This is a genomic window from Streptomyces sp. NPDC001970, assembly GCF_053594115.1.
The window spans coordinates 140,963-160,416 of record NZ_JBSFDW010000001.1 but is presented as its reverse complement, the minus strand read 5'-3'; the positions used below and the strand labels follow the sequence as shown (position 1 = coordinate 160,416).

At 70.6% G+C, this 19,454-nt stretch carries 15 protein-coding genes and 2 pseudogenes; 13 read left to right on the top strand and 4 right to left on the bottom strand.

Annotated features, from left to right (window positions below; genetic code table 11):
• Nucleotides 1-466: 466 nt before the first annotated feature.
• Nucleotides 467-1,321 (bottom strand): L,D-transpeptidase family protein, encoded by an 855-nt coding sequence (locus ACWCP0_RS00770; protein WP_451076718.1) that lies wholly within the window; start codon nt 1,319-1,321, stop codon nt 467-469.
• A 201-nt stretch (nt 1,322-1,522) separates the two neighbouring features.
• Between ACWCP0_RS00770 and ACWCP0_RS00765 the strand changes: the two genes are divergently transcribed.
• Both ACWCP0_RS00765 and leuE read left to right on the top strand, forming a co-directional pair.
• The gene (locus ACWCP0_RS00765; protein WP_451076717.1) at nt 1,523-3,103 is read left to right on the top strand and encodes an acyl-CoA mutase large subunit family protein; all 1,581 of its coding nucleotides are present in this window, start codon (nt 1,523-1,525) and stop codon (nt 3,101-3,103) included.
• A gap of 123 nt (nt 3,104-3,226) precedes the next feature.
• Nucleotides 3,227-3,907 (top strand): leucine efflux protein LeuE, encoded by a 681-nt coding sequence (gene leuE / locus ACWCP0_RS00760; RefSeq protein WP_451076716.1) that lies wholly within the window; start codon nt 3,227-3,229, stop codon nt 3,905-3,907.
• On the opposite strand, the pseudogene ACWCP0_RS00755 reads toward leuE, so the two are convergent.
• A pseudogene (locus ACWCP0_RS00755) lies at nt 3,894-4,091 on the bottom strand (pentachlorophenol monooxygenase); the annotation flags it as partial. The gene leuE and the pseudogene ACWCP0_RS00755 sit on opposite strands and share 14 nt — an antisense overlap.
• Before the next feature lie 222 nt (nt 4,092-4,313).
• Between ACWCP0_RS00755 and ACWCP0_RS00750 the strand changes: the two are divergent.
• Nucleotides 4,314-4,625: pseudogene (locus ACWCP0_RS00750) on the top strand (TetR/AcrR family transcriptional regulator C-terminal domain-containing protein); the annotation flags it as partial.
• 318 nt (nt 4,626-4,943) lie between these two features.
• Here ACWCP0_RS00750 and ACWCP0_RS00745 read toward each other — a convergent pair.
• Complete coding sequence (locus ACWCP0_RS00745) at nt 4,944-6,344, bottom strand: alpha-2,8-polysialyltransferase family protein (protein WP_451076715.1); 1,401 nt, start codon at nt 6,342-6,344, stop codon at nt 4,944-4,946.
• Nucleotides 6,344-7,354, bottom strand: a complete 1,011-nt coding sequence (locus ACWCP0_RS00740) for a glycosyltransferase family 2 protein (protein ID WP_451076714.1) — start codon at nt 7,352-7,354, stop codon at nt 6,344-6,346. The genes ACWCP0_RS00745 and ACWCP0_RS00740 overlap by 1 nt, the downstream gene beginning before the upstream one ends.
• A 187-nt stretch (nt 7,355-7,541) precedes the next feature.
• Between ACWCP0_RS00740 and ACWCP0_RS00735 the strand changes: the two genes are divergently transcribed.
• The 10 genes from ACWCP0_RS00735 to ACWCP0_RS00690 all read left to right on the top strand — a co-directional run bounded on the left by ACWCP0_RS00735 (nt 7,542) and on the right by ACWCP0_RS00690 (nt 19,448).
• The gene (locus ACWCP0_RS00735) at nt 7,542-8,879 is read left to right on the top strand and encodes a DUF6716 putative glycosyltransferase (protein WP_451076713.1); all 1,338 of its coding nucleotides are present in this window, start codon (nt 7,542-7,544) and stop codon (nt 8,877-8,879) included.
• A 23-nt stretch (nt 8,880-8,902) separates the two neighbouring features.
• Nucleotides 8,903-10,177, top strand: coding sequence for a cytidylyltransferase domain-containing protein (locus ACWCP0_RS00730; RefSeq protein ID WP_451076712.1), 1,275 nt, complete (start codon nt 8,903-8,905; stop codon nt 10,175-10,177).
• Between the two features lie 10 nt (nt 10,178-10,187).
• The gene (locus tag ACWCP0_RS00725) at nt 10,188-11,120 is read left to right on the top strand and encodes an N-acetylneuraminate synthase family protein (protein WP_451076711.1); all 933 of its coding nucleotides are present in this window, start codon (nt 10,188-10,190) and stop codon (nt 11,118-11,120) included.
• Between the two features lie 5 nt (nt 11,121-11,125).
• On the top strand, nt 11,126-12,220 hold the full coding sequence (locus tag ACWCP0_RS00720) for a hypothetical protein (protein WP_451076710.1): 1,095 nt from the start codon (nt 11,126-11,128) through the stop codon (nt 12,218-12,220).
• 196 nt (nt 12,221-12,416) lie between these two features.
• On the top strand, nt 12,417-13,640 hold the full coding sequence (locus ACWCP0_RS00715) for an amidohydrolase (protein WP_451076997.1): 1,224 nt from the start codon (nt 12,417-12,419) through the stop codon (nt 13,638-13,640).
• Nucleotides 13,641-13,829: 189 nt separating this feature from the next.
• A complete protein-coding gene (locus tag ACWCP0_RS00710) occupies nt 13,830-14,876 on the top strand; it encodes a BMP family lipoprotein (protein ID WP_451076709.1) in 1,047 nt (348 codons plus the stop codon).
• Nucleotides 14,877-15,050: 174 nt separating this feature from the next.
• Nucleotides 15,051-16,667 (top strand): ABC transporter ATP-binding protein, encoded by a 1,617-nt coding sequence (locus tag ACWCP0_RS00705; RefSeq protein ID WP_451076996.1) that lies wholly within the window; start codon nt 15,051-15,053, stop codon nt 16,665-16,667.
• Complete coding sequence (locus tag ACWCP0_RS00700) at nt 16,664-17,770, top strand: ABC transporter permease (protein ID WP_351229467.1); 1,107 nt, start codon at nt 16,664-16,666, stop codon at nt 17,768-17,770. Before ACWCP0_RS00705 ends, ACWCP0_RS00700 begins: the two co-directional genes overlap by 4 nt.
• Complete coding sequence (locus ACWCP0_RS00695) at nt 17,767-19,026, top strand: ABC transporter permease (protein WP_451076708.1); 1,260 nt, start codon at nt 17,767-17,769, stop codon at nt 19,024-19,026. The genes ACWCP0_RS00700 and ACWCP0_RS00695 overlap by 4 nt, the downstream gene beginning before the upstream one ends.
• Nucleotides 19,023-19,448, top strand: coding sequence for a cytidine deaminase (locus tag ACWCP0_RS00690; RefSeq protein WP_451076707.1), 426 nt, complete (start codon nt 19,023-19,025; stop codon nt 19,446-19,448). The genes ACWCP0_RS00695 and ACWCP0_RS00690 overlap by 4 nt, the downstream gene beginning before the upstream one ends.
• Nucleotides 19,449-19,454: the final 6 nt, after the last annotated feature.

The window sequence follows — 19,454 nt, the reverse complement described above, 5'->3', positions numbered from 1 at the left end:
CCCGGTCCAGCTGCCCGCACCGCCGCTCCCGGGCCCGTCCGTTCCGAGCCTGCCTTCCCGTCCGGCGCCCACCGCCTCGGTGCTGACTTCCGCGTAGTCGAGCCTGCCCACCCCGCGTTCCCGGTCGAGCCGGTCAGGCCGGCACTTCCTGTCAGGCCGGCGCCCCCGGTCCAGCTGCCCGCACCGCCGCTCCCGGGCCCGTCCGTTCCGAGCCTGCCTTCCCGTCCGGCGCCCACCGCCTCGGTGCTGACTTCCGCGTAACCGTCTGACCTGCGGTTCTCCGTTCCCGAAGAAAAACTTCCGGCCAGGTGTGACGTTTTTCGGCGCTACGGCGCAGTAGGAAGTGAGCCGACTGGTCATCGGCGGCGCCTGAGCCGGGGTTCCCCCCGTACCTACGGCTCGGCGCACTCGGCGCGGGCGGGACACGTTCCCCCGGTCCCGCCCGCGCCCCCTGTTCCCTCCACCGTCACCAGTGGACGACCACCTTGTCGCCGACCTTCACCTGGGCGAAGACCGCCGCGATCTTTCCCTTGTCGCGGACGTTGACGCAGCCGTGCGACGCGCCGTTGTAGCCGCTGGCCGCGAAGTCCGCCGAGTAGTGCACCGCCTGGCCGCGGCTGAAGAACATCGCGTACGGCATCGGCGTGTGATAGATCGTCGACGTCCACTCCCTGGCCTTCCAGTCCACGCGGAACGACCCTTCACGGGTCGGAGTGTTCTCCGAGCCGAAGCGCACGTCCATCGCCGAGACGACCTTGCCGTCGATCATCCAGGCGAGCGTCCTGCTCTCCTTGCTGATGCACAGCACCCGGCCCGTCATGCACCGTGCGTCGGGCTTGTCCAGCGTGTTGGTCGTCGGCGGGCGCAGCTCGTCGGCCGTCGGCGGGCGCGTCATCGCGATGAGCTGCGCCCAGGTGGTGGCGTCGACCGAGCCGGTCGCCGTCAGCCCGCGCTTCGTCTGGAAGCCGCCGACCGCCTTCGCGGTCATCGAGCCGTAGAACGCGGTGGGCGAGCGGTGGAAGTGACCGATCTGACGGAGCCGCGCCTGCAGTTCACGTACCTGCTCGCTCTCCGTCCCCTCCTTCATGATCGGCTCGGGCGCCGGGGCCGAGGGCTTGGCGTCCGCCGGAGACGGCGAGGCCGACGGTACCGAGCTCGGCTTGGCGTCCGTGACCGGGTCGGCCGACGCGGCGGGCCCCTTCGACGGCGTACCGCTCGCAGACGCCCCGCCGCCCCCCGCGGCCTGGGCGCTGCAACCGGTGGCGAGCGCCACGGCGACGGCGGCCATCATGGTTCTTTGCAGTACGGACATTCGGCGCATACGTGCCCCCCGGGACGGTTGTGTATCAGTAGGGATGCTTCCCGACCGTGCTTGGTTGCGGACGGTGGGGAGCATCCTGTGAGGAAGGTCCCAGCGTGCGCCACTCCACGCGCCGCACGCTCGCCGCTACAGTCCGTCGCGAGGGCCGGTACCAGTCGGTAATAGCAGCATCAGCAGTAGTTCCAGCGGGAGGCACAGCACATGGCGCGCGAGTCGGAATCGGGACTTCCCATCGAGCCGGTCTACGGGCCGGACTCCCTGGACGGTTGGGACCCGGAGGAGAAGCTCGGCGCGCCCGGTTCCTATCCCTTCACGCGCGGTGTCTACCCGTCGATGTACACCGGCCGCCCGTGGACGATGCGGCAGTACGCCGGTTTCGGCACCGCCGTCGAGTCCAACGCCCGCTACAAGCAGCTCATCGCGAACGGCACGATGGGCCTGTCCGTCGCCTTCGACCTGCCGACCCAGATGGGCCACGACAGCGACGCCCCCCTCGCGCACGGTGAGGTCGGCAAGGTCGGTGTGGCCATCGACTCCCTCGACGACATGCGCGTGCTGTTCGGCGGGATCCCGCTGGACAAGGTCTCCACGTCGATGACGATCAACGCTCCTGCCGCCCTCCTGCTGCTCCTCTACCAACTCGTCGGCGAGGAGCAGGGCGTCCCCGCGGACAAGCTGACCGGCACGATCCAGAACGACGTGCTCAAGGAGTACATCGCCCGCGGCACCTACATCTTCCCGCCCAAGCCCTCGCTGCGGCTGATCGCCGACATCTTCAAGTACTGCAAGGCCGAGATCCCGAAGTGGAACACGATTTCGATCTCCGGCTACCACATGGCCGAGGCCGGGGCCTCGCCCGCGCAGGAGATCGCATTCACCCTTGCGGACGGTATCGAGTACGTCAGAACGGCTGTAGCCGCGGGGATGGATGTGGACGACTTCGCTCCCCGTCTCTCCTTCTTCTTCGTCGCACGCACGACGATCCTCGAGGAGGTCGCCAAGTTCCGCGCCGCGCGCCGGATCTGGGCACGGGTGATGCGGGACGAGTTCGGTGCGAAGAACCCCAAGTCGCTGATGCTGCGCTTCCACACCCAGACCGCGGGCGTGCAGCTGACCGCCCAGCAGCCCGAGGTCAACCTCGTGCGCGTCGCCGTCCAGGGCCTCGCCGCCGCACTCGGCGGCACCCAGTCGCTGCACACCAACTCCTTCGACGAGGCCATCGCCCTGCCGACGGACAAGTCGGCCCGCCTCGCCCTGCGCACCCAGCAGGTCCTCGCGTACGAGACCGACGTCACCGCCACCGTGGACCCGTTCGCCGGCTCGTACGTCGTCGAGTCGATGACGGACGACGTGGAGGCCGCGGCGCTGGAGCTGATGGCGAAGGTGGAGGAGCTCGGCGGCGCGGTCAACGCCATCGAGCGCGGCTTCCAGAAGAGCGAGATCGAGCGCAGTGCCTACCGCATCGCGCAGGAGACCGACAGCGGCGAGCGGGTCGTCGTCGGTGTCAACCGCTTCACCCTCGACGAGGAGGAGCCGTACGAGCCGCTGCGCGTCGACCCCGCGATCGAGGCCCAGCAGGCGGAGCGGCTCACGCAGCTGCGCGCCGAGCGCGACCAGGCCGCGGTCGACGCCGCCCTCGCCGCGCTGAAGAAGGCCGCAGAGGGTACGGACAATGTGCTCTACCCGATGAAGGACGCGCTGCGCGCGCGGGCGACGGTCGGCGAGGTGTGCAACGCGCTGCGGGAGGTGTGGGGGACGTACGTCCCGACGGACGCGTTCTGATCGTCTCGTCTCTCGGGTCTCGTTCCGCGGGTCTCGTTTCTCGGCGCGTCTCCAGGTGGCGGGGTTTTCCACCATGCGAAACGCAACGGCGGAGTGTCGTACCCCTGTGCGACACTCCGCCTCATGCTGGGTGTGACAGATCTTCCGACCTATCTCGCGGGCCTCGTCCTGATCGTTCTGCTGCCGGGGCCGAACTCGCTGTACGTGCTCTCGGTCGCCGCGCGCCGGGGTGTGCGCACGGGATACACGGCCGCGGCCGGTGTGTGGTGCGGGGATACAGTCCTGATGACTCTGTCGGCCGCCGGGGTCGCGTCCCTGCTGCAGGCCAATGCCGTGCTCTTCGCCATGGTGAAGTACGCCGGTGCGGGCTATCTGACCTGGCTGGCGATCGGGATGCTGCGGGCGGCCCGGGGCATGTGGCGCACCCGGCACGAGCGCGTTCCCGAGCCGGCCGGTGCGGACACCGCGGCCGGTGCGACGGCGGCCGGGGCCGGAGCCGGGGTCGAGCGGCCGTTCCGGCGCGCCTTCGTCGTCAGCCTCGTCAACCCCAAGGCGATCCTCTTCTTCGTCGCCTTCTTCGTGCAGTTCGTGGACCCGGGCTACGCCTACCCGGCGCTCTCCTTCCTGGTGCTCGGCACCCTCGCCCAGCTGGCGAGCGTCCTCTACCTCAGCCTGCTGATATTCGCCGGTACGTATCTGGCGTCCGCGTTCCGTCGCCGCAAGCGGCTGTCGGCGGGCGCCACGTCCGCCGCCGGTGCGCTGTTCCTCGGCTTCGCGGTGAAGCTGTCGCTCAGCAGCGCGTGACCCGGGCCAGATGGTCACCGAGGCCGGTCGTGTCCTCGCCGGCCCGGCCCACGTACCCGTCGGGCCGGACCAGGAAGAGGCCCTTGCCGTACGGCTCGTACGCCGGGACGCGCCGGACGCGGACGGTCGCGGGGAGGGAGTCCGGCAGCGGCGCGTCCGTGCCGACCGCGAGCAGCGTGAAGTGCGGGCCGCGGAAGACGTCGAAGAGCCGGGTGCCGTCCGGGAGCGGACCGTCCGGGGCGCGGTATCGCCAAGGAGCTCGACGTCAAGGCGCCGGCGCTCTACTGGCACTTCAAGGACAAACAGGCGCTGCTCGACGAAATGGCGACGGAGATGCTCCGCCACATGAACGCGGACATGCCGGACGAGCCCCCCCGCGGACTGGCGCGAGGGGCTCGCCGGAGCGATGCGCGGGCTACGGGCGCATCTGCTGCGCTACCGGGACGGCGCCAAGGTCTACAGCGGCACACACTTCACGGACACCAGCTACGCCGGGCCCATGGAGGCCCACCTGCGCCTCCTCGTCGACGCGGGCTTCACCCCTGCGGGGGCGGCGCGGGCCTGGCTCACCGCGTACAGCTACACGATCGGCTACGTCATCGAGGAACAGGCGATGGGCCCCGATCCGGCGACAAGCGCGGAGGGCTACGACCTTGAGGCTCGCGCCGAGCGGCTCGCCGACCATCCACTGGCCGCGGGAGCGGGCTTCGAGCTCTTCGCGCACCACGACGAGGGCTTCGAGGCGGGCCTGGCGGCGGTGGTCGCGGGGATCGACCAGATCCTGCGCGGCGCGACGGGCCCGGGCACACCGAGCCCGTCCGGCGTCCGAGGCCGGGCGCTGCTCACGGAGCCCGTCCGGCGTCTGAGGACGGACACGCGGGCCGGCCGGGCGCTGCTCACGGAGCCCGTCCGGCGTCCGAGGAAGGACACGCGGGCCGGCCGGGCGCTGCTCACGGAGCCCGTCCGGCGTCCGAGGACGGACACGCGGGCCCGCCCGGCAGTACCGGGCAGGCCCGGGGCCCAGGGGCAGAAACGCTCAGCCGAGCGCCGCGCGCTTCAGGCGGCGCACTCGCCGTGCCACCCGCCGCACCGCCGCGTGCCGCGGGACCGGGATGCCGCCCGGGAGGCCCAGAACCGTCAGGCGGCGACGCTTGAAGTAGCGCCAGGTGCGGGGCGACAGATGGGCGGCCAGATAGCTCTCGGCCGCCTTGCGCAGATCGGAGCGGATCTGCGGCTGCATCGCGAAGCCCACCGCCCGCACCAGCCCGGACACCTCCTCGTCCGCCTGCCCGGCGGCGCCCGCCGTGCCCTCCTCCAGATCGGGCAGCAGCGCGTCGACGATCGTCAGCGGCACCCGGTTGCTGTTCTGGTACGGCGTGAGCCGGTCGAGCAGCGGCGCGGTGCCGATCCTCGCGACCGGGATGCCGTAGAACGTGCTCGCCGTCAGCAGCGCTGTCGAGAAACAGCCCACCACGAGCCCCGGCCTGACCTCCTGGTACAGCACCTCGGCCAGCAACGGCTCCTCCAGCACGGTCAGTTCCGCGCCCAGTCGCTCCGCCTCCCGCTCCAGTGCCAGCGACCACGCGGCCGGGGCCACCGGATGCGGCTTGAAGACGAGACGCCGGTGGCCGAGCGCGACCGCGCCCCGCACCATGCGCAGGTGCAGCGTCTCCTCCTCGTCCGGGGTGAGGATGTCCAGCGCCGCGAGGTACTGGCCGAGCAGCAGAGCCGGAGCCTCGCCACCGGCGGGCCCGCCGCCGGCGGAGTCGTGACCGGAGGACCCGCCCGTCACCGACGACTCTCCCTGCCGGCCTTCGGCGTGGGAGGTGCCCCCGGCGTCCTCCGCCAGTTCCTCGACGACCTTCGTGAACGCCTCGGCCGGCACGAGCCGCGGCTCGGCCCCGAACTCCGCCAGCAGCAGCGGCTTCAGCCCCGGCACCAGGTCCAGGTGGAGCAGCCGCCGCACGCGCTCACCGACCAGCGGGTCGAGCTTGTTGCGCGTCGGTCCGTAGCTCATCAGCCCGTCCGCGTACACATCGAGCCGCGCGTCCGGGAAGAGCTGGGCGACCGCCAGCGCCGGGCTGACCTGGATCGACTCCAGTGCCAGCTCGATCCGGTCGTCCCCGAGCCCCCACAGGACCCGCAGATACCGCTCCCACATCGGGACGTCGTCCGGTCGCGGCGTCCAGCCGCTCGGGTGGAGCGGTTCGATCGCCTCGTTCCACGACAGCACCTCGTCGAACCGCCCGCGCAGCCGCTCGAAGCCCGGCATCTCGTCCAGCGATGCCGTCGTCTCCGGGATCGGCGCGTTGTTGCTGACCAGCAGCAGCCGCCGGTCGGCGGGTTCGAAGCAGCCGCTGTCGAGCGCGGCCGCGAGCGTCGCGGCGCCGTAGAGGGTGGAGGCGAAGAAGATCTGGGTGGTGCGCGTCGTACCCATCAGGCGGCCGCCCCCGCGGAATCGACCGCGGCCGGGGCCGGCACCGGCACGCCCAGGGCCCTGCGGCGCACCCGGCGCAGCCGGGTCGCCCGCTCGGCGTCCATCGAGCCGAGCGCGTCCTTCAAAATGTCCTGCGGCATCCGCCGCATCGCCGCCGCACTCATCGAACGCAATTTCCGGGCCACGGCCGGTTCGAACCTCTCCATTGATCCCAGGTGGTGGGAAATAAGCGCACAGTACGTTCGTACGGCTTTCGGCATCAGCCGGTCGGAATCCGGATCCTTTGCCGTCTCTTCGAGCACCTCGTCGAAAGCCCTGATGAAATCGAGCTGCCGGACGTCGCCGATCTGGGTCAGTGACGAGGCGACCCCGCGCCGGTAGAAGATCCCGAGCAGCCCCACGGCGGCGAAGGACTCCGTCTCGCGGTGCAGCCGCCAGATCCACGGCCGGTCCTCGGCCGTCCGCAGCCCGTCAGTGAAGTGCAGCAGTCCGCGGTCGAGCAGCTCACGCCGGTAGATGCCGGCCCACGCCATCGGGTAGTCGACGGACGTCGTGCGGTCGGCCGGCAGGATCGCGTCGCGCGGCCGCAGCACCTCGCCCCGGCGGCCCACCGGCACCCGGAACGCCTTGCGCTCACGGCCCGTGCACTGGACGTGGTCGGTGCGGACGAAGTCGACGCCGAGCTCCTCGATCGAGGCGAGGAGCTGCTCGTAGTAGCCGGCGGCCAGCCAGTCGTCGCCGTCGAGGAAGGTGATGTACTCGCCGCGCGCGGCGTCCAGACCGGTGTTGCGGGCCGTGGCCAGCCCGCCGTTCTCCTCGTGTCTGATCAGGACCGTTCCCGGGACCTCACGTTCGGCGCGCTCGAGGATCTCGGGCGTCCCGTCCGTCGAGCAGTCGTCGACGAGCAGGAATTCGAAGTCCTCACGCGCGTTCGCGCGCAGGCTTCTGAGGGTGTCGGGCGCGTATGACTGGACGTTGTAGAACGGCACGATGACGGAGAGCTTGACCACCCACCGGACACTAAGCGCCGGTCCGCCATCCACTCTGACGCCAGGAAAGACAGCGGGTGAACAAGGTGCGGCGGAATTGTTAACCGGTACGACTGTTAGGCCATGTCGCGATTCGTCGACGTGCTGTTAACCATTTGTTGCTGTCCAGTTGGGCTGCCGACCGGAATGCCTTTCTAGCGTCTTCGACGTGCCATCCAGTACCAGTAAGGCGCTGCGCGTAGCCGTGCTCGCCGACTCCGACACCCGGTGGAAGTGGGGTGCGCTCACCGCGCGCCGGATCACCGCCCCCGACGCCGCCGAAGAATCCGACCGGGGCACGGCCCTCACCGGATTCCTCCTGCGCGGCCGGGCAACGCCCACCGCCCGCCAGCTCGCCGAGGTCGGGGTCACCGCGGACGACCTGCGCGAAGTGACCGGCGTCGAATTCCTGCGCGCGATGAGCGACGAGGAGTACGACGTCGTCGTCCTCGCCCTCGTCGGCGGCGCCGTGCAGGCGATGCTCCACGGACTGGCCGCGCTGCGGCTGCCGCGCAGGCCGGTGCTGGTCACCGGTTATGTCGGGGTGGTCTACGAGAAGCTCGCCGACGGCCTGCTGCTGCGGCACGGCGCGGACATCGTGCTCGCCAACTCGCGCCATGACGCGGAGCGTTTCCGCGCCGTGTACGAGGGCGTGGGCGCCGACGCGTCCGGGGTGACCGAGGCGGCACTGCCGTTCCTCGGCGGGGCGCCGTACGAGCGCAAGGACGGCCGCGACACCGTCGTCTTCGCGGCCCAGCCGTCCGTGCCGGAGAGCCGCGCCGACCGTACGTACCTGCTGCGCAGGCTCGTCGAGCACGCCCGTCTCCATCCGGACCGTGAGGTCCTGCTGAAGCTGCGCTCCAAGCCCGGTGAGCACACCACGCACCTGGAGGAGCTGCCGTACCAGAAGCTGGCGGACAGGCTCCCCGGCGGACTGCCGCCCAACTTCAGCCTGGTGTACGGGCACATGGGCGAGGTCCTCGACCGCACCGACCTGCTCGTCACCGTCTCCTCGACGGCCGCGCTGGAGGCGCTGCACCGCCGCATCCCGACCGCGGTGCTCTCCGACCTCGGGGTGCGCGAGGCGCTCGGCAACCACCACTTCCTCGGCTCCGGGCTGCTCGCCTCCTGGGACGCCCTGGACGGCGGCCACGCGCCGCGGCCGGACGAGGAGTGGCTGACCAGGCAGGGCGTCGCCGCCGACGGCTCGTACGGGACCGCCTTCGACGAGGCCCGCAAGCGGGTCGCCGACCTGGTGGGCCGCGCGGAACTCCCGCCGGTCGCCCCGTACTACACAACGGCCACCGCGCCCGGCTATCTGCCCGGCATCCTGGCCCGCCACCACCTCGCCGCCGACGGCACCCCGCTGCCCGGCGCGGCCGCGGCGACCGAACCCACCGGGGTGCGCCGTCTGGTGCGCGACGCGGTGCGGGGGGCGGCGCGCGGTGCGTACCGCCACGGCGTGCAGCGCGTCGCCCCCGTCATCCGCCGCATGGGCGCACTGTGATCCACCCGAAGGAGCCCCTCCCCATGTCCACCGTTCTCGCCGTGATCCCAGCCCGCGGCGGCTCCAAGGGCGTCCCCGCGAAGAACCTGGCGCGGGTCGGCGGCATTCCGCTCGTCGCCCGCGCCGTGCGCGCCTGCCTCGGTGCGCGTCTCGTGACGCACGTCCTGGTCTCCACCGACGACGCCGCGATCGCGGACGCCGCCCGCGCCGCCGGAGCGGCCCTCGGCGCAGCCGACAGAGTGCACTGCGTCCAGCGTCCGGCGGCCATCGCGGGCGACACCGCGACGAGCGAGTCCGCGGTCCTCCACGCGATGGACGCCCACGAGGCGATCCACGGCGCGCCGGCCGACGCGGTCCTCCTCGTCCAGTGCACGAGCCCCTTCCTGACCAGCGAGGACATCGACGGTGTCGCCTCGGCGGTCGTCGAGGACGGCGCGGACACGGCGGTCACGGTGGCCCCCTTCCACGCCTTCGTCTGGCGCCGTACGCCCGCGCTCGCCGCGCTCCCGGCGCAGCCGGGCGCCGCCGACGAGGACGCCGCGGCCGCGGTGGAGGACGGCCAGGGCGTCAACCACGACAAGTCCTACCGCCCGCGCCGGCAGGACCGGCCCGAGGACTTCCTCGAGACCGGGGCCGCGTACGCCATGGAGGCCACGGGCTTCCGGACGCACGAGCACCGCTTCTTCGGGCGGACCGTGCTCGTCGAGACCGACCCCGCGCGGGTACTGGAGATCGACGACCCCCACGACCTGGCCCGTGCCCGCGCGCTCGCGCCGCTGCTCGATCCCGCGCCCCTGCCCACCAGGGCGGACGTCGACGCCGTCGTCCTCGACTTCGACGGCACGCAGACCGACGACCGTGTCCTCATCGACTCGGAGGGCCGCGAACTCGTCGCCGTGCACCGCGGGGACGGGCTCGGAATCGCCGCGCTCCGGCGCGCCGGGCTGAAGCTGCTCATCCTCTCCACCGAGCAGAACCCCGTGGTCTCCGCGCGGGCCCGGAAGCTCAACATCCCCGTTCTGCACGGCATCGACCGCAAGGACCTCGCCCTCAAGGAGTGGTGCGAGGAGCAGTCGGTCGCGCCCGAGCGGGTCCTCTACGCCGGAAACGACGTCAACGACCTCCCCTGTTTCGGGCTCGTCGGCTGGCCCGTAGCCGTGGCGAGCGCGCACGACTCCGTGCGCGCCGCCGCCCGCGCCGTCACCACCACCCCTGGTGGCGCCGGCGCGATCCGTGAGATCGCCGCATGGCTCCTCGGTCCCACCCTCAACACCCCGTCCCCTGCCACCACCCCGTAAGGAACCCCACATGAACTCCCGTCTGCGCACCCTCGGCAGCAAGACCGCGGGCCCCGGGCACCCCGTCTACGTCACCGGCGAGATCGGCATCAACCACAACGGCGACCTGAACAATGCGTTCGCGCTGATCGACGCCGCCGCCGACGCCGGCTGTGACGCGGTCAAGTTCCAGAAGCGCACCCCGGAGATCTGCACTCCGCGCGACCAGTGGGACATCGAGCGCGACACGCCCTGGGGCCGGATGACGTACATCGACTACCGCCACCGCGTCGAGTTCGGCGAGGACGAGTACCGCCAGATCGACGAGCACTGCAAGAAGCGCGGCATCGACTGGTTCGCCTCCCCGTGGGACACCGAGGCCGTCGCCTTCCTGGAGAAGTTCGACGTCCCGGCCCACAAGGTCGCCTCCGCGTCCCTCACGGACGACGAGCTGCTGCGCGCGCTGCGCGCCACCGGCAAGACGGTCATCCTCTCCACCGGTATGTCGACGCCGAAGCAGATCCGCCACGCCGTCGAGGTCCTCGGCAGCGACAACATCCTGCTCTGCCACGCCACGTCGACCTACCCGGCCAAGGCCGAGGAGCTCAACCTGCGCGTGATCAACACCCTGATGCAGGAGTTCCCGAACGTCCCGATCGGCTACTCCGGCCACGAGACCGGTCTGCAGACCACCCTCGCCGCCGTCGCCCTCGGCGCCACGTTCGTCGAGCGCCACATCACCCTCGACCGCGCCATGTGGGGCTCCGACCAGGCCGCCTCCGTCGAGCCCGGCGGTCTGCAGCGCCTCGTCCGCGACATCCGCACCATCGAGGACGCTCTCGGTGACGGCGTCAAGAAGGTCTACGAGTCCGAGCTCGCCCCGATGAAGAAGCTCCGCCGGGTCGCGGGCGTCGTCGCCGAGGCCGAGGTCGAGGCCGAGCAGGCCGAAACCGTCGCGGTCTGACGACCATGGACCTCGCCTTCGTCGAGAGCCCGGTCCAGCTGCTGAACGTCCTGGAGTGGGCACACAGCACGCAGGCCGGCACGGCCGGCAGGCTGCCGGGGCTTCCGGCTCAGTCGGCCGCCCCGGCCACGGGTGGCGCGGCAGCGGCGGCACGGGATCTGACCGTCGTCGTCCTGTCGCCCACCGACCCCATGTCGCGCGGTCAGCTGCGCCGCATGGCCGAGCTCGCCCGCGACGAAGGCTTCACGGTCCGCTGGCAGGAGGCGCGCGGCGGCAAGGGCGCGCCCCTGCGGACGATCCGGGAGCTGGCTCCGCTGCTGCGCAGGTCGCGGCGGATCGTCATAGGCGACCCGTTCTCCCGCTACGTCCAGATGCTGCTGACCCTGGTCGGGGCGAAGGACCTCACGGTCGTCGACGACGGCACCGCCACCATGGAGTACGTCTCCCAGGTGGCCCGGGGCGAGCGCCTGGTGCGCTGGCACCGGCGCGGACGGCGGGGACCGCGCGAGTTCGTGCTCGCGCCGGTCTCCGCCGCCGCACGCCGCCGGCTCTCGCCGTCCGGGACCCGCGAGGTCGAGGTCTTCACCTCGATGCCCGTGGAACCGCCGGCCGGGATCACGGTCACCGCCAACACCTTCGCGTGGACCCGCTCCCGCTTCGGCCCTCCGCGTCTCACCCGCGGTGCCGACCTGGTCGGCACCTCCCTCGTCGAGACGGGCGTCGTCGACCCGGAGCAGTACGAGGAGGCGGTCGCCTCGCTCGCACGTGAGCACGGCGCGACCCGCTACTTCGCGCACCGCCGCGAGAGCCCGGAGAAGCTGCACCGGCTCGCGCAGCGCACCGGCCTGGAGATCGTCCGGCCCGATCTGCCGCTGGAGCTGATCGCCAGGCGTGGCCCGATAGGACGTACGGTGCTCAGTTTTCCGTCGACCGTGGTGCACACCCTGCCGCTCGCCCTGGCGGGAACGGGGATCAGGGTCGCGGTGTGCGACATCTCACCCGAGTGGCTCAACGACACCGCATCACCGCGGGCGCAGGGGTTTCTGGCGGGGGTCACCGGCACGGCCCGTGACGTCCACCGGATCGCGGCCCCCGCGTGACGGGACCTCACGCGGCCGGGCCCCGTGCCGGGCCCGGCATGTCCACATCGTGGTCATGGATCGCGTGAGCTTACCCACACCGACGGACGGCTATGCGTCGTCAGGCGACTTTCTTTCCCCTAACGGGCTGAACTTTTGTTGATCTCGAGTTAGTTGGGGCTCAAAGGGGCCTACTCTTCAACGGGTGAACCAGTTGATGTCCCGCGAGCCCGACGCCGACCTGAGCGGCGCAGCCGTACTGCCCGGCACGCTGTCCGATGCCCTGCGCACCGAGCTGATCGCGTTCCGCCGGGACCTTCACATGCACCCCGAGCTCGGCAACCAGGAGTTCCGCACCACAGCCGCGCTCAAGGCCCGGTTGGAGGCCGCGGGGCTGCAGCCCCAGGTACTCGCCACCGGCACCGGGCTCGTGTGCGACATCGGCACCCGGGACAGCGTCCGCCCCATGCTCGCGATCCGCGCCGACATCGACGCCCTCCCCATCCCGGACACGAAGACGGGTGTGCCCTACCGCTCGACCGTGCCCGACCGCGCCCACGCCTGCGGCCACGACGTCCACACCACCGCCGTGCTCGGCGCCGGCCTCGTACTCGCCGAGCTCGACCGGCAGGGCCTGCTGCCGAACGCCGTGCGGCTGATCTTCCAGCCCGCGGAGGAGGTGCTGCCCGGCGGCGCCGCCGACGCGATCGAGTCCGGCGTGCTGACCGGAGTGGGCCGGATCATCGCCGTGCACTGCGACCCCCGGGTCGACGCGGGCCGGATCGGGCTGCGCGTCGGCGCCATCACCTCCGCCTGCGACCGTCTCGAGGTCACCCTCGACGGCCCCGGCGGCCACACCGCGCGCCCGCACCTGACCACCGACCTGGTCACCGCGGCCGCGAAGATCGTCACCGAGGTCCCTGCGGTGCTGTCCCGCCGCGTCGACGCCCGCGCCGGGCTCGCCGTCACCTGGGGCCGCATCGAGTCCGGCCACGCCTGCAACGTCATCCCGCAGCACGCCGAGCTCTCCGGCACCGTCCGCTGCCTGGATCTGCACGCCTGGCGCGAGGCGCCCGACCTGGTGCACGCCGCGATCGACGAGGTCGCCACGCTCCACCGCGCCAAGTCGCAGATCAACTACGTCCGCGGGGTCCCGCCCGTCGTCAACGACGCCGCCGTGACCGAGCTCCTGCGCGACGCCCACGCCGCCCGCCGCGGATTGGATGCAATCGAGGACACCGAGCAGAGCCTCGGCGGCGAGGACTTCTCCTGGTACCTGGAGCACGTCCCCGGCGCGATGGCACGGCTCGGGGTGCGGCCCCCGGGGTCGGGCGCGAGGCTCGATCTGCACCGCGGTGACTTCGACGTGGACGAGTCCGCGATCACGGTGGGCGTGGAGCTGTTCACCGCGGCGGCGCTTCTCGACGGTCACTGTTCGTAGTGCTCGACAGCGTCTGGACCCACTCGATCGCCACCGTTCGTAATCGGCCAGTTCACCCTTCGTTCGCCGTACGCGTCGATCCGATAACGGCTGTCGAACACACCTTTACCTGACATCTACGCGCGTTACGATCGCCGCGAACCCAGCGCCGGAAGTGGCGCTTTCGGTCAGGTTTAAAGGAGCCTCCCAGTGCGCCGGATCACCAGGATCGCCACCGTGGGCATCGCGTCCGCGGCGCTTGCACTGTCCGCCACCGCGTGTGGCGGCAAGACGTCGTCCGAGGCTGGCTCGGACAGCGGCACCAAGGCCGCCATCGCCTACGACATCGGTGGCCGCGGCGACCAGTCGTTCAACGACGCCGCCTTCGCCGGCCTGGAGAAGGCCGAGAAGGAGCTCGGTGTCAAGGGCACCGAGGCCGAGCCCAGCGAGGGCGAGGCCGACCCGGACAAGGTCCAGCGCCTCACCTCCCTCGCCCGCGCCGGCAACAACCCGGTGATCGGTGTCGGCTTCGCCTACGCCCCGGCCATCGCCGAGGTCGCGCCGAAGTTCCCGAAGACCACCTTCGGGCTCATCGACGACACGTCGAAGACCGGCAAGAACATCGCCAACCTGGTCTTCAACGAGGAGCAGGGCTCCTACCTGGCCGGCGTCGCCGCCGCCAAGGTGACCAAGTCCAACACCGTCGGCTTCATCGGCGGCGTCGAGACCCCGCTGATCAAGAAGTTCGAGGCGGGCTTCGTCCAGGGCGTCAAGGACACCAACAAGAACGTCAACGTCAAGGTCCAGTACCTGACGCAGCCGCCGGACTTCGGTGGCTTCTCCAAGCCCGACCTGGGCAAGGCCGCCGCGCAGGGCCAGATCGACGCGGGCGCCGACGTGATCTACGCCGCCGCCGGTCTCGCCGGCTCGGGCTCCATCGAGGCCGCCGCCAACGCGAAGAAGTGGGCCATCGGCGTCGACTCCGACCAGTACAACCAGTCGGGTCTCGCGAAGTACAAGGAGTCCATCCTCACCTCCGTGACGAAGGACGTCTCGGGCGCGGTCTACAACCTGATCAAGTCGGTCAAGGACGGCAAGCCGCAGAACGGTGAGATCCGCTACGGCCTCGACAAGAACGGCGTGGGCCTGGCCACCTCCAACCCGGCCTTCACCAAGATGACCGATGTCGTCGCCGCGGTCGACAAGGCCAAGGCCGACATCATCGCCGGCACGATCACGGTCAAGACCGCTCCGTAACCGAGCGGCCGGACCAGGACCCGCGGGTCCGGAGGGGCGGCGAAAACCGCCCCTCCGGACCCCGGATCAGGTTCTGGCCAGTGGTTTCTGTCATTTGGCATCGCTACGCGCGTAGAACCCTCTCCGGCGCGATAACTTCGCCCCACCCCCCTGCCGCTGCGACAGCCCCCTGCCCTGCCCTCGCTCCTTTCCCGCCAAGGAGAGTGCGTCATCAACGCGTCCAGTCCGTCATCGCCGCCGGCTGCTGCTGCCGTAGAGCTGCGCGGCATCACCAAGCGCTTCCCCGGCGTCGTCGCCAACCACGACATCGACATCACGATCCGCAAGGGCACCGTGCACGCCCTCGTCGGTGAGAACGGTGCCGGCAAGTCGACCCTGATGAAGATCCTCTACGGCATGCAGAAGCCGGACGAGGGCACCATCACCATCGACGGCAGCCAGGTCTCCTTCCACAGCCCGGCCGACGCCATCGCCACCGGTATCGGCATGGTCCACCAGCACTTCATGCTGGCCGACAACCTCACGGTGCTGGAGAACGTCGTGCTCGGCGGCGAGAAGCTGTACGGCATCGGCGCCAGGGCCCGCAAGAAGATCAGGGAGATCTCGGACGCGTACGGGCTGAACATCCGCCCCGACGTCCTGGTCGAGGACCTCGGAGTCGCCGACCGTCAGCGTGTGGAGATCCTCAAGGTCCTCTACCGCGGCGCCCGCACCCTCATCCTCGACGAGCCGACCGCCGTGCTCGTCCCGCAGGAGGTCGACGCGCTCTTCGACAACCTGCGCGAGCTCAAGGCCGAGGGCCTGACCGTCATCTTCATCTCCCACAAGCTGGGCGAGGTCCTGTCGGTCGCCGACGACATCACGGTCATCCGCCGTGGTACGACCGTGGGCACCGCCGACCCGCGCACCACCACGACCAAGCAGCTCGCGGAGCTGATGGTCGGCAGCGAGCTGCCCTCGCCGGAGACCCGCGAGTCGACCGTCACCGATGTGCCGATGCTCGACGTGCGGGAGCTGCACCTGAGCGAGACCGACTCCGACGGGGTCGTCCGCGCGGTTCTCGACGGCATCACCTTCACCATCCACAAGGGCGAGGTCATGGGCATCGCCGGCGTCGAGGGCAACGGCCAGACCGAGCTCATCGAGGGCGTGATGGGCATGCGTGATCCCGACAAGGGTGTGATCACCCTCGACGGCACCGACATCTCGCACGCGCCGACCCGCAAGCGCCGCGAGAACGGCATCGGCTACATCCCCGAGGACCGCCATCGGCACGGTCTGCTCCTGGAGTCCCCGCTCTGGGAGAACCGCATCCTCGGCCATGTCACCGAGAGCCCCAACAGCAAGCACGGCCTGCTCGACCTCAGGGCCGCCCGCAAGGACACCGAGCGCATCGTCCGCGAGTACGACGTCCGCACCCCCGGCATCGAGGTCACCGCGGCCTCCCTGTCCGGCGGCAACCAGCAGAAGCTGATCGTCGGCCGGGAGATGAGCCACAAGCCCAAGCTGCTGATCGCCGCGCACCCCACCCGGGGCGTGGACGTCGGCGCGCAGGCCCAGATCTGGGACCAGATCCGTGAGGCCCGCCGCGAGGGCCTGGCGGTGCTGCTGATCTCCGCCGACCTGGACGAGCTCATCGGGCTCTCCGACACCCTGCGGGTGATGTACCGCGGCCGGCTGGTCGCGGACGCCGACCCCGCCACGATCACCCCCGAGGAGCTGGGCTCGGCCATGACCGGCGCCGCCACCGGCCGCCTCGACGAGCAGCCTGAGAACGGTGAGGGCCGATGAGGAAATTCGACAAGGACCGGCTGATCCTGGGCTTCGCAGGCCCGGCGCTCGCCCTGGTCGTGGCCTTCCTGCTCACCTCGGTGGTGCTGCTCGTATCGGGCCGTGATCCGATCGAGCCGTACCAGCTGATGATCAACAGCGCCGAGTTCACCGACGTGCAGGTACTGATCATCAATCAGACCGGTACGTACTACCTCGCCGCGCTCGCCGTCGCCATCGGCTTCCGGATGAACCTGTTCAACATCGGCGTGGACGGCCAGTACCGCCTCGCCGTGATGCTGGCGGCCGTCGTCGGTGCGTCCGTCGAGCTGCCGGGACCGCTCCACATCCTGCTGATCGTGGTCGTCGCCATGCTCGTCGGCGCCATGTGGGCCGGTATCGCGGGCGTCCTCAAGACCACCCGCGGGGTCAGCGAGGTCGTCTCCACGATCATGCTCAACGCGATCGCCACCAGCCTGATCGCGTGGATGATCCTGCCCGCCAACCTCGGTGTGCAGCTGCCGGGCTCCAACGACCTGACCACGGGCGAGATCGCCGAGTCCGGCCGGTTCCCGGGCCTGGATCTCGAGGGCGGCTCGATCTACGGCTTCACCTTCATCGCCTTCGCGCTCGGCATCGTCTACTGGTTCGTGCTGAACCGCACCCGCTTCGGCTTCGACCTGCGCGCCACCGGCGCCAGCGAGTCCGCCGCCCGGGCGAGCGGTGTCGACTCCAAGAAGATGGTCCTCACGGCCATGCTGATCTCCGGTGCGGTCGCGGGTCTGTCCGGTCTGCCGCTCCTGCTGGGCCAGACCCACACGTACAGCCTCAGCTTCCCGGTCGGCGTCGGCTTCACGGGCATCACCATCGCGCTGCTCGGCCGCAACAACCCGGTCGGCATCTTCTTCGCCGCCCTGCTCATCTCCTTCCTGGAGAAGACCTCGGCCGATCTGGACCAGTACGGCTACGAGAAGGAGATCGCCACGATCATGCAGGGCCTGATCGTGATCTCGGTCGTCGTGTCCTACGAGCTCGTCCGCCAGTACGGGCTCCGCCGTCAGCAGCAGAAGGTCGGCGAGGAGCTTGCCGCCCAGGCCCGTATGAAGAAGGAGGTGGCCGCGTGACCACCACGGCCGTCCCGGCCGGCGCGGCGCCCATCAAGCGCGCCCGTCGCACTCTGTCCGTGCCCATGATCCTGCTCATCATCGCGGGCGGTCTTGCGCTGTTCTCGCTGGTCCGTGTCATCAGCGGCGCGAACGACCTCACCTCCGTCGGGCAGGTGTCCGGCGCTCTTCAGCTCGCCGTGCCCATCGGTCTCGCCGGTCTCGGTGGTCTGTGGGCCGAGCGGGCGGGCGTCGTCAACATCGGCCTCGAAGGCATGATGATCATGGGCACCTGGTTCGGCGCCTGGGCCGGCTACCAGTGGGGCCCGTGGAGCGGTGTCCTGCTGGGCATCGTCGGCGGCGCGCTCGGCGGTCTGCTGCACGCGATCATGACGGTGACGTTCAACGTCAACCACATCGTCTCGGGTGTGGCCATCAACATCCTGGCCGTCGGCGTCACCCGCTACCTGTCGAACTTCACCTTCGCCGAGGCCCCGGGCGGCTCCTCCAAGCAGTCCCCGCGCATCGAGCAGATCGCCGACATCACCATCCCGGGCCTGTCGGACTGGATGGCCCAACTCCAGGCCAAGCACTGGTTCTTCGTGTCGGACCTCGCGGGCGTGCTCGGTGGCCTGATCACCAACCTGTCGGTGCTGACCGTTCTCGCGATCCTGCTGATCCCCGCCACCTGGTGGATCCTGTGGCGCACCGGCTTCGGCCTGCGGCTGCGGTCCTGCGGTGAGAACCCCGTCGCCGCCGAGTCCCTCGGCGTCAACGTCTACAAGTACAAGTACATCGCCGTCATCGTCTCCGGCGCTCTGGCGGGCCTCGGCGGCGCCTTCCTGGCCATCGTCTCCACCGGCATCTACCAGGAGGGCCAGACCGGCGGCCGCGGCTACATCGGTCTCGCGGCGATGATCTTCGGCAACTGGATGCCCGGCGGCATGGCGCTGGGCGCGGGCCTCTTCGGCTTCACCGACAGCCTCAAGCTGCGTGGCGGCGCCGAGAACGTCCACGCGATGCTCCTGCTGCTGGCGATCCTGCTGGTGCTCGTGTTCGCCTGGCAGCTGTACAAGAAGAAGCACTGGCAGGCCGCGATCTCCCTGGGTGTCTCCGCCCTGCTGTTCACCTGGTACTCGCTCACCGACGCGCTGCCGAGCCAGTTCGTGGACGCCGCGCCGTACGTCACGACGTTGCTGGTCCTCGCCCTGTCGGCACAGCGGCTGCGCATGCCCAAGGCGGACGGCCTGCCGTACAAGAGGGGACAGGGCAAATGACGTCTCCGGCGTCGGCCGCCGATTCCGCCGTCTGGGAGGCCCTGCGCGAGGCGGCGCGGGACGCGATGTCCCACGCCTACGCCCCGTACTCGGGCTACCCCGTCGGCGCGGCGGCCCTCGTCGACGACGGTCGCACGGTCAGCGGCTGCAACGTCGAGAACGCCTCGTACGGGCTGTCCCTGTGCGCCGAGTGCGGTCTCGTCTCGCAGCTGCAGGCTTCGGGCGGCGGCCGGCTCACGCACTTCACCTGCGTCGACGGGAACGGCGAAGTGCTGATGCCCTGCGGGCGCTGCCGTCAGCTGCTGTACGAGTTCGGCGGGCCCGGCCTGCTGCTGGAGACCGCGGCGGGCATCCTGACGCTCGCCGAGATGCTTCCGCTGGCCTTCGGGCCCGAGAAGCTCGGGCCGGAGAAGCTCGGCTAGACCCGC

What these genes read in the sequence shown, in the direction of transcription:
- ACWCP0_RS00720 (WP_451076710.1), top strand. Translation starts at nt 11,126, where the DNA reads ATGGACCTCGCCTTCGTCGAGAGCCCGGTCCAGCTGCTGAACGTCCTG.
- ACWCP0_RS00745 (WP_451076715.1), bottom strand. Translation starts at nt 6,344, where the DNA reads ATGGGTACGACGCGCACCACCCAGATCTTCTTCGCCTCCACCCTCTAC.
- ACWCP0_RS00700 (WP_351229467.1), top strand. Translation starts at nt 16,664, where the DNA reads ATGAGGAAATTCGACAAGGACCGGCTGATCCTGGGCTTCGCAGGCCCG.
- ACWCP0_RS00765 (WP_451076717.1), top strand. Translation starts at nt 1,523, where the DNA reads ATGGCGCGCGAGTCGGAATCGGGACTTCCCATCGAGCCGGTCTACGGG.
- ACWCP0_RS00770 (WP_451076718.1), bottom strand. Translation starts at nt 1,321, where the DNA reads ATGCGCCGAATGTCCGTACTGCAAAGAACCATGATGGCCGCCGTCGCC.
- ACWCP0_RS00730 (WP_451076712.1), top strand. Translation starts at nt 8,903, where the DNA reads ATGTCCACCGTTCTCGCCGTGATCCCAGCCCGCGGCGGCTCCAAGGGC.
- ACWCP0_RS00690 (WP_451076707.1), top strand. Translation starts at nt 19,023, where the DNA reads ATGACGTCTCCGGCGTCGGCCGCCGATTCCGCCGTCTGGGAGGCCCTG.
- ACWCP0_RS00725 (WP_451076711.1), top strand. Translation starts at nt 10,188, where the DNA reads ATGAACTCCCGTCTGCGCACCCTCGGCAGCAAGACCGCGGGCCCCGGG.
- ACWCP0_RS00715 (WP_451076997.1), top strand. Translation starts at nt 12,417, where the DNA reads ATGTCCCGCGAGCCCGACGCCGACCTGAGCGGCGCAGCCGTACTGCCC.
- leuE (WP_451076716.1), top strand. Translation starts at nt 3,227, where the DNA reads ATGCTGGGTGTGACAGATCTTCCGACCTATCTCGCGGGCCTCGTCCTG.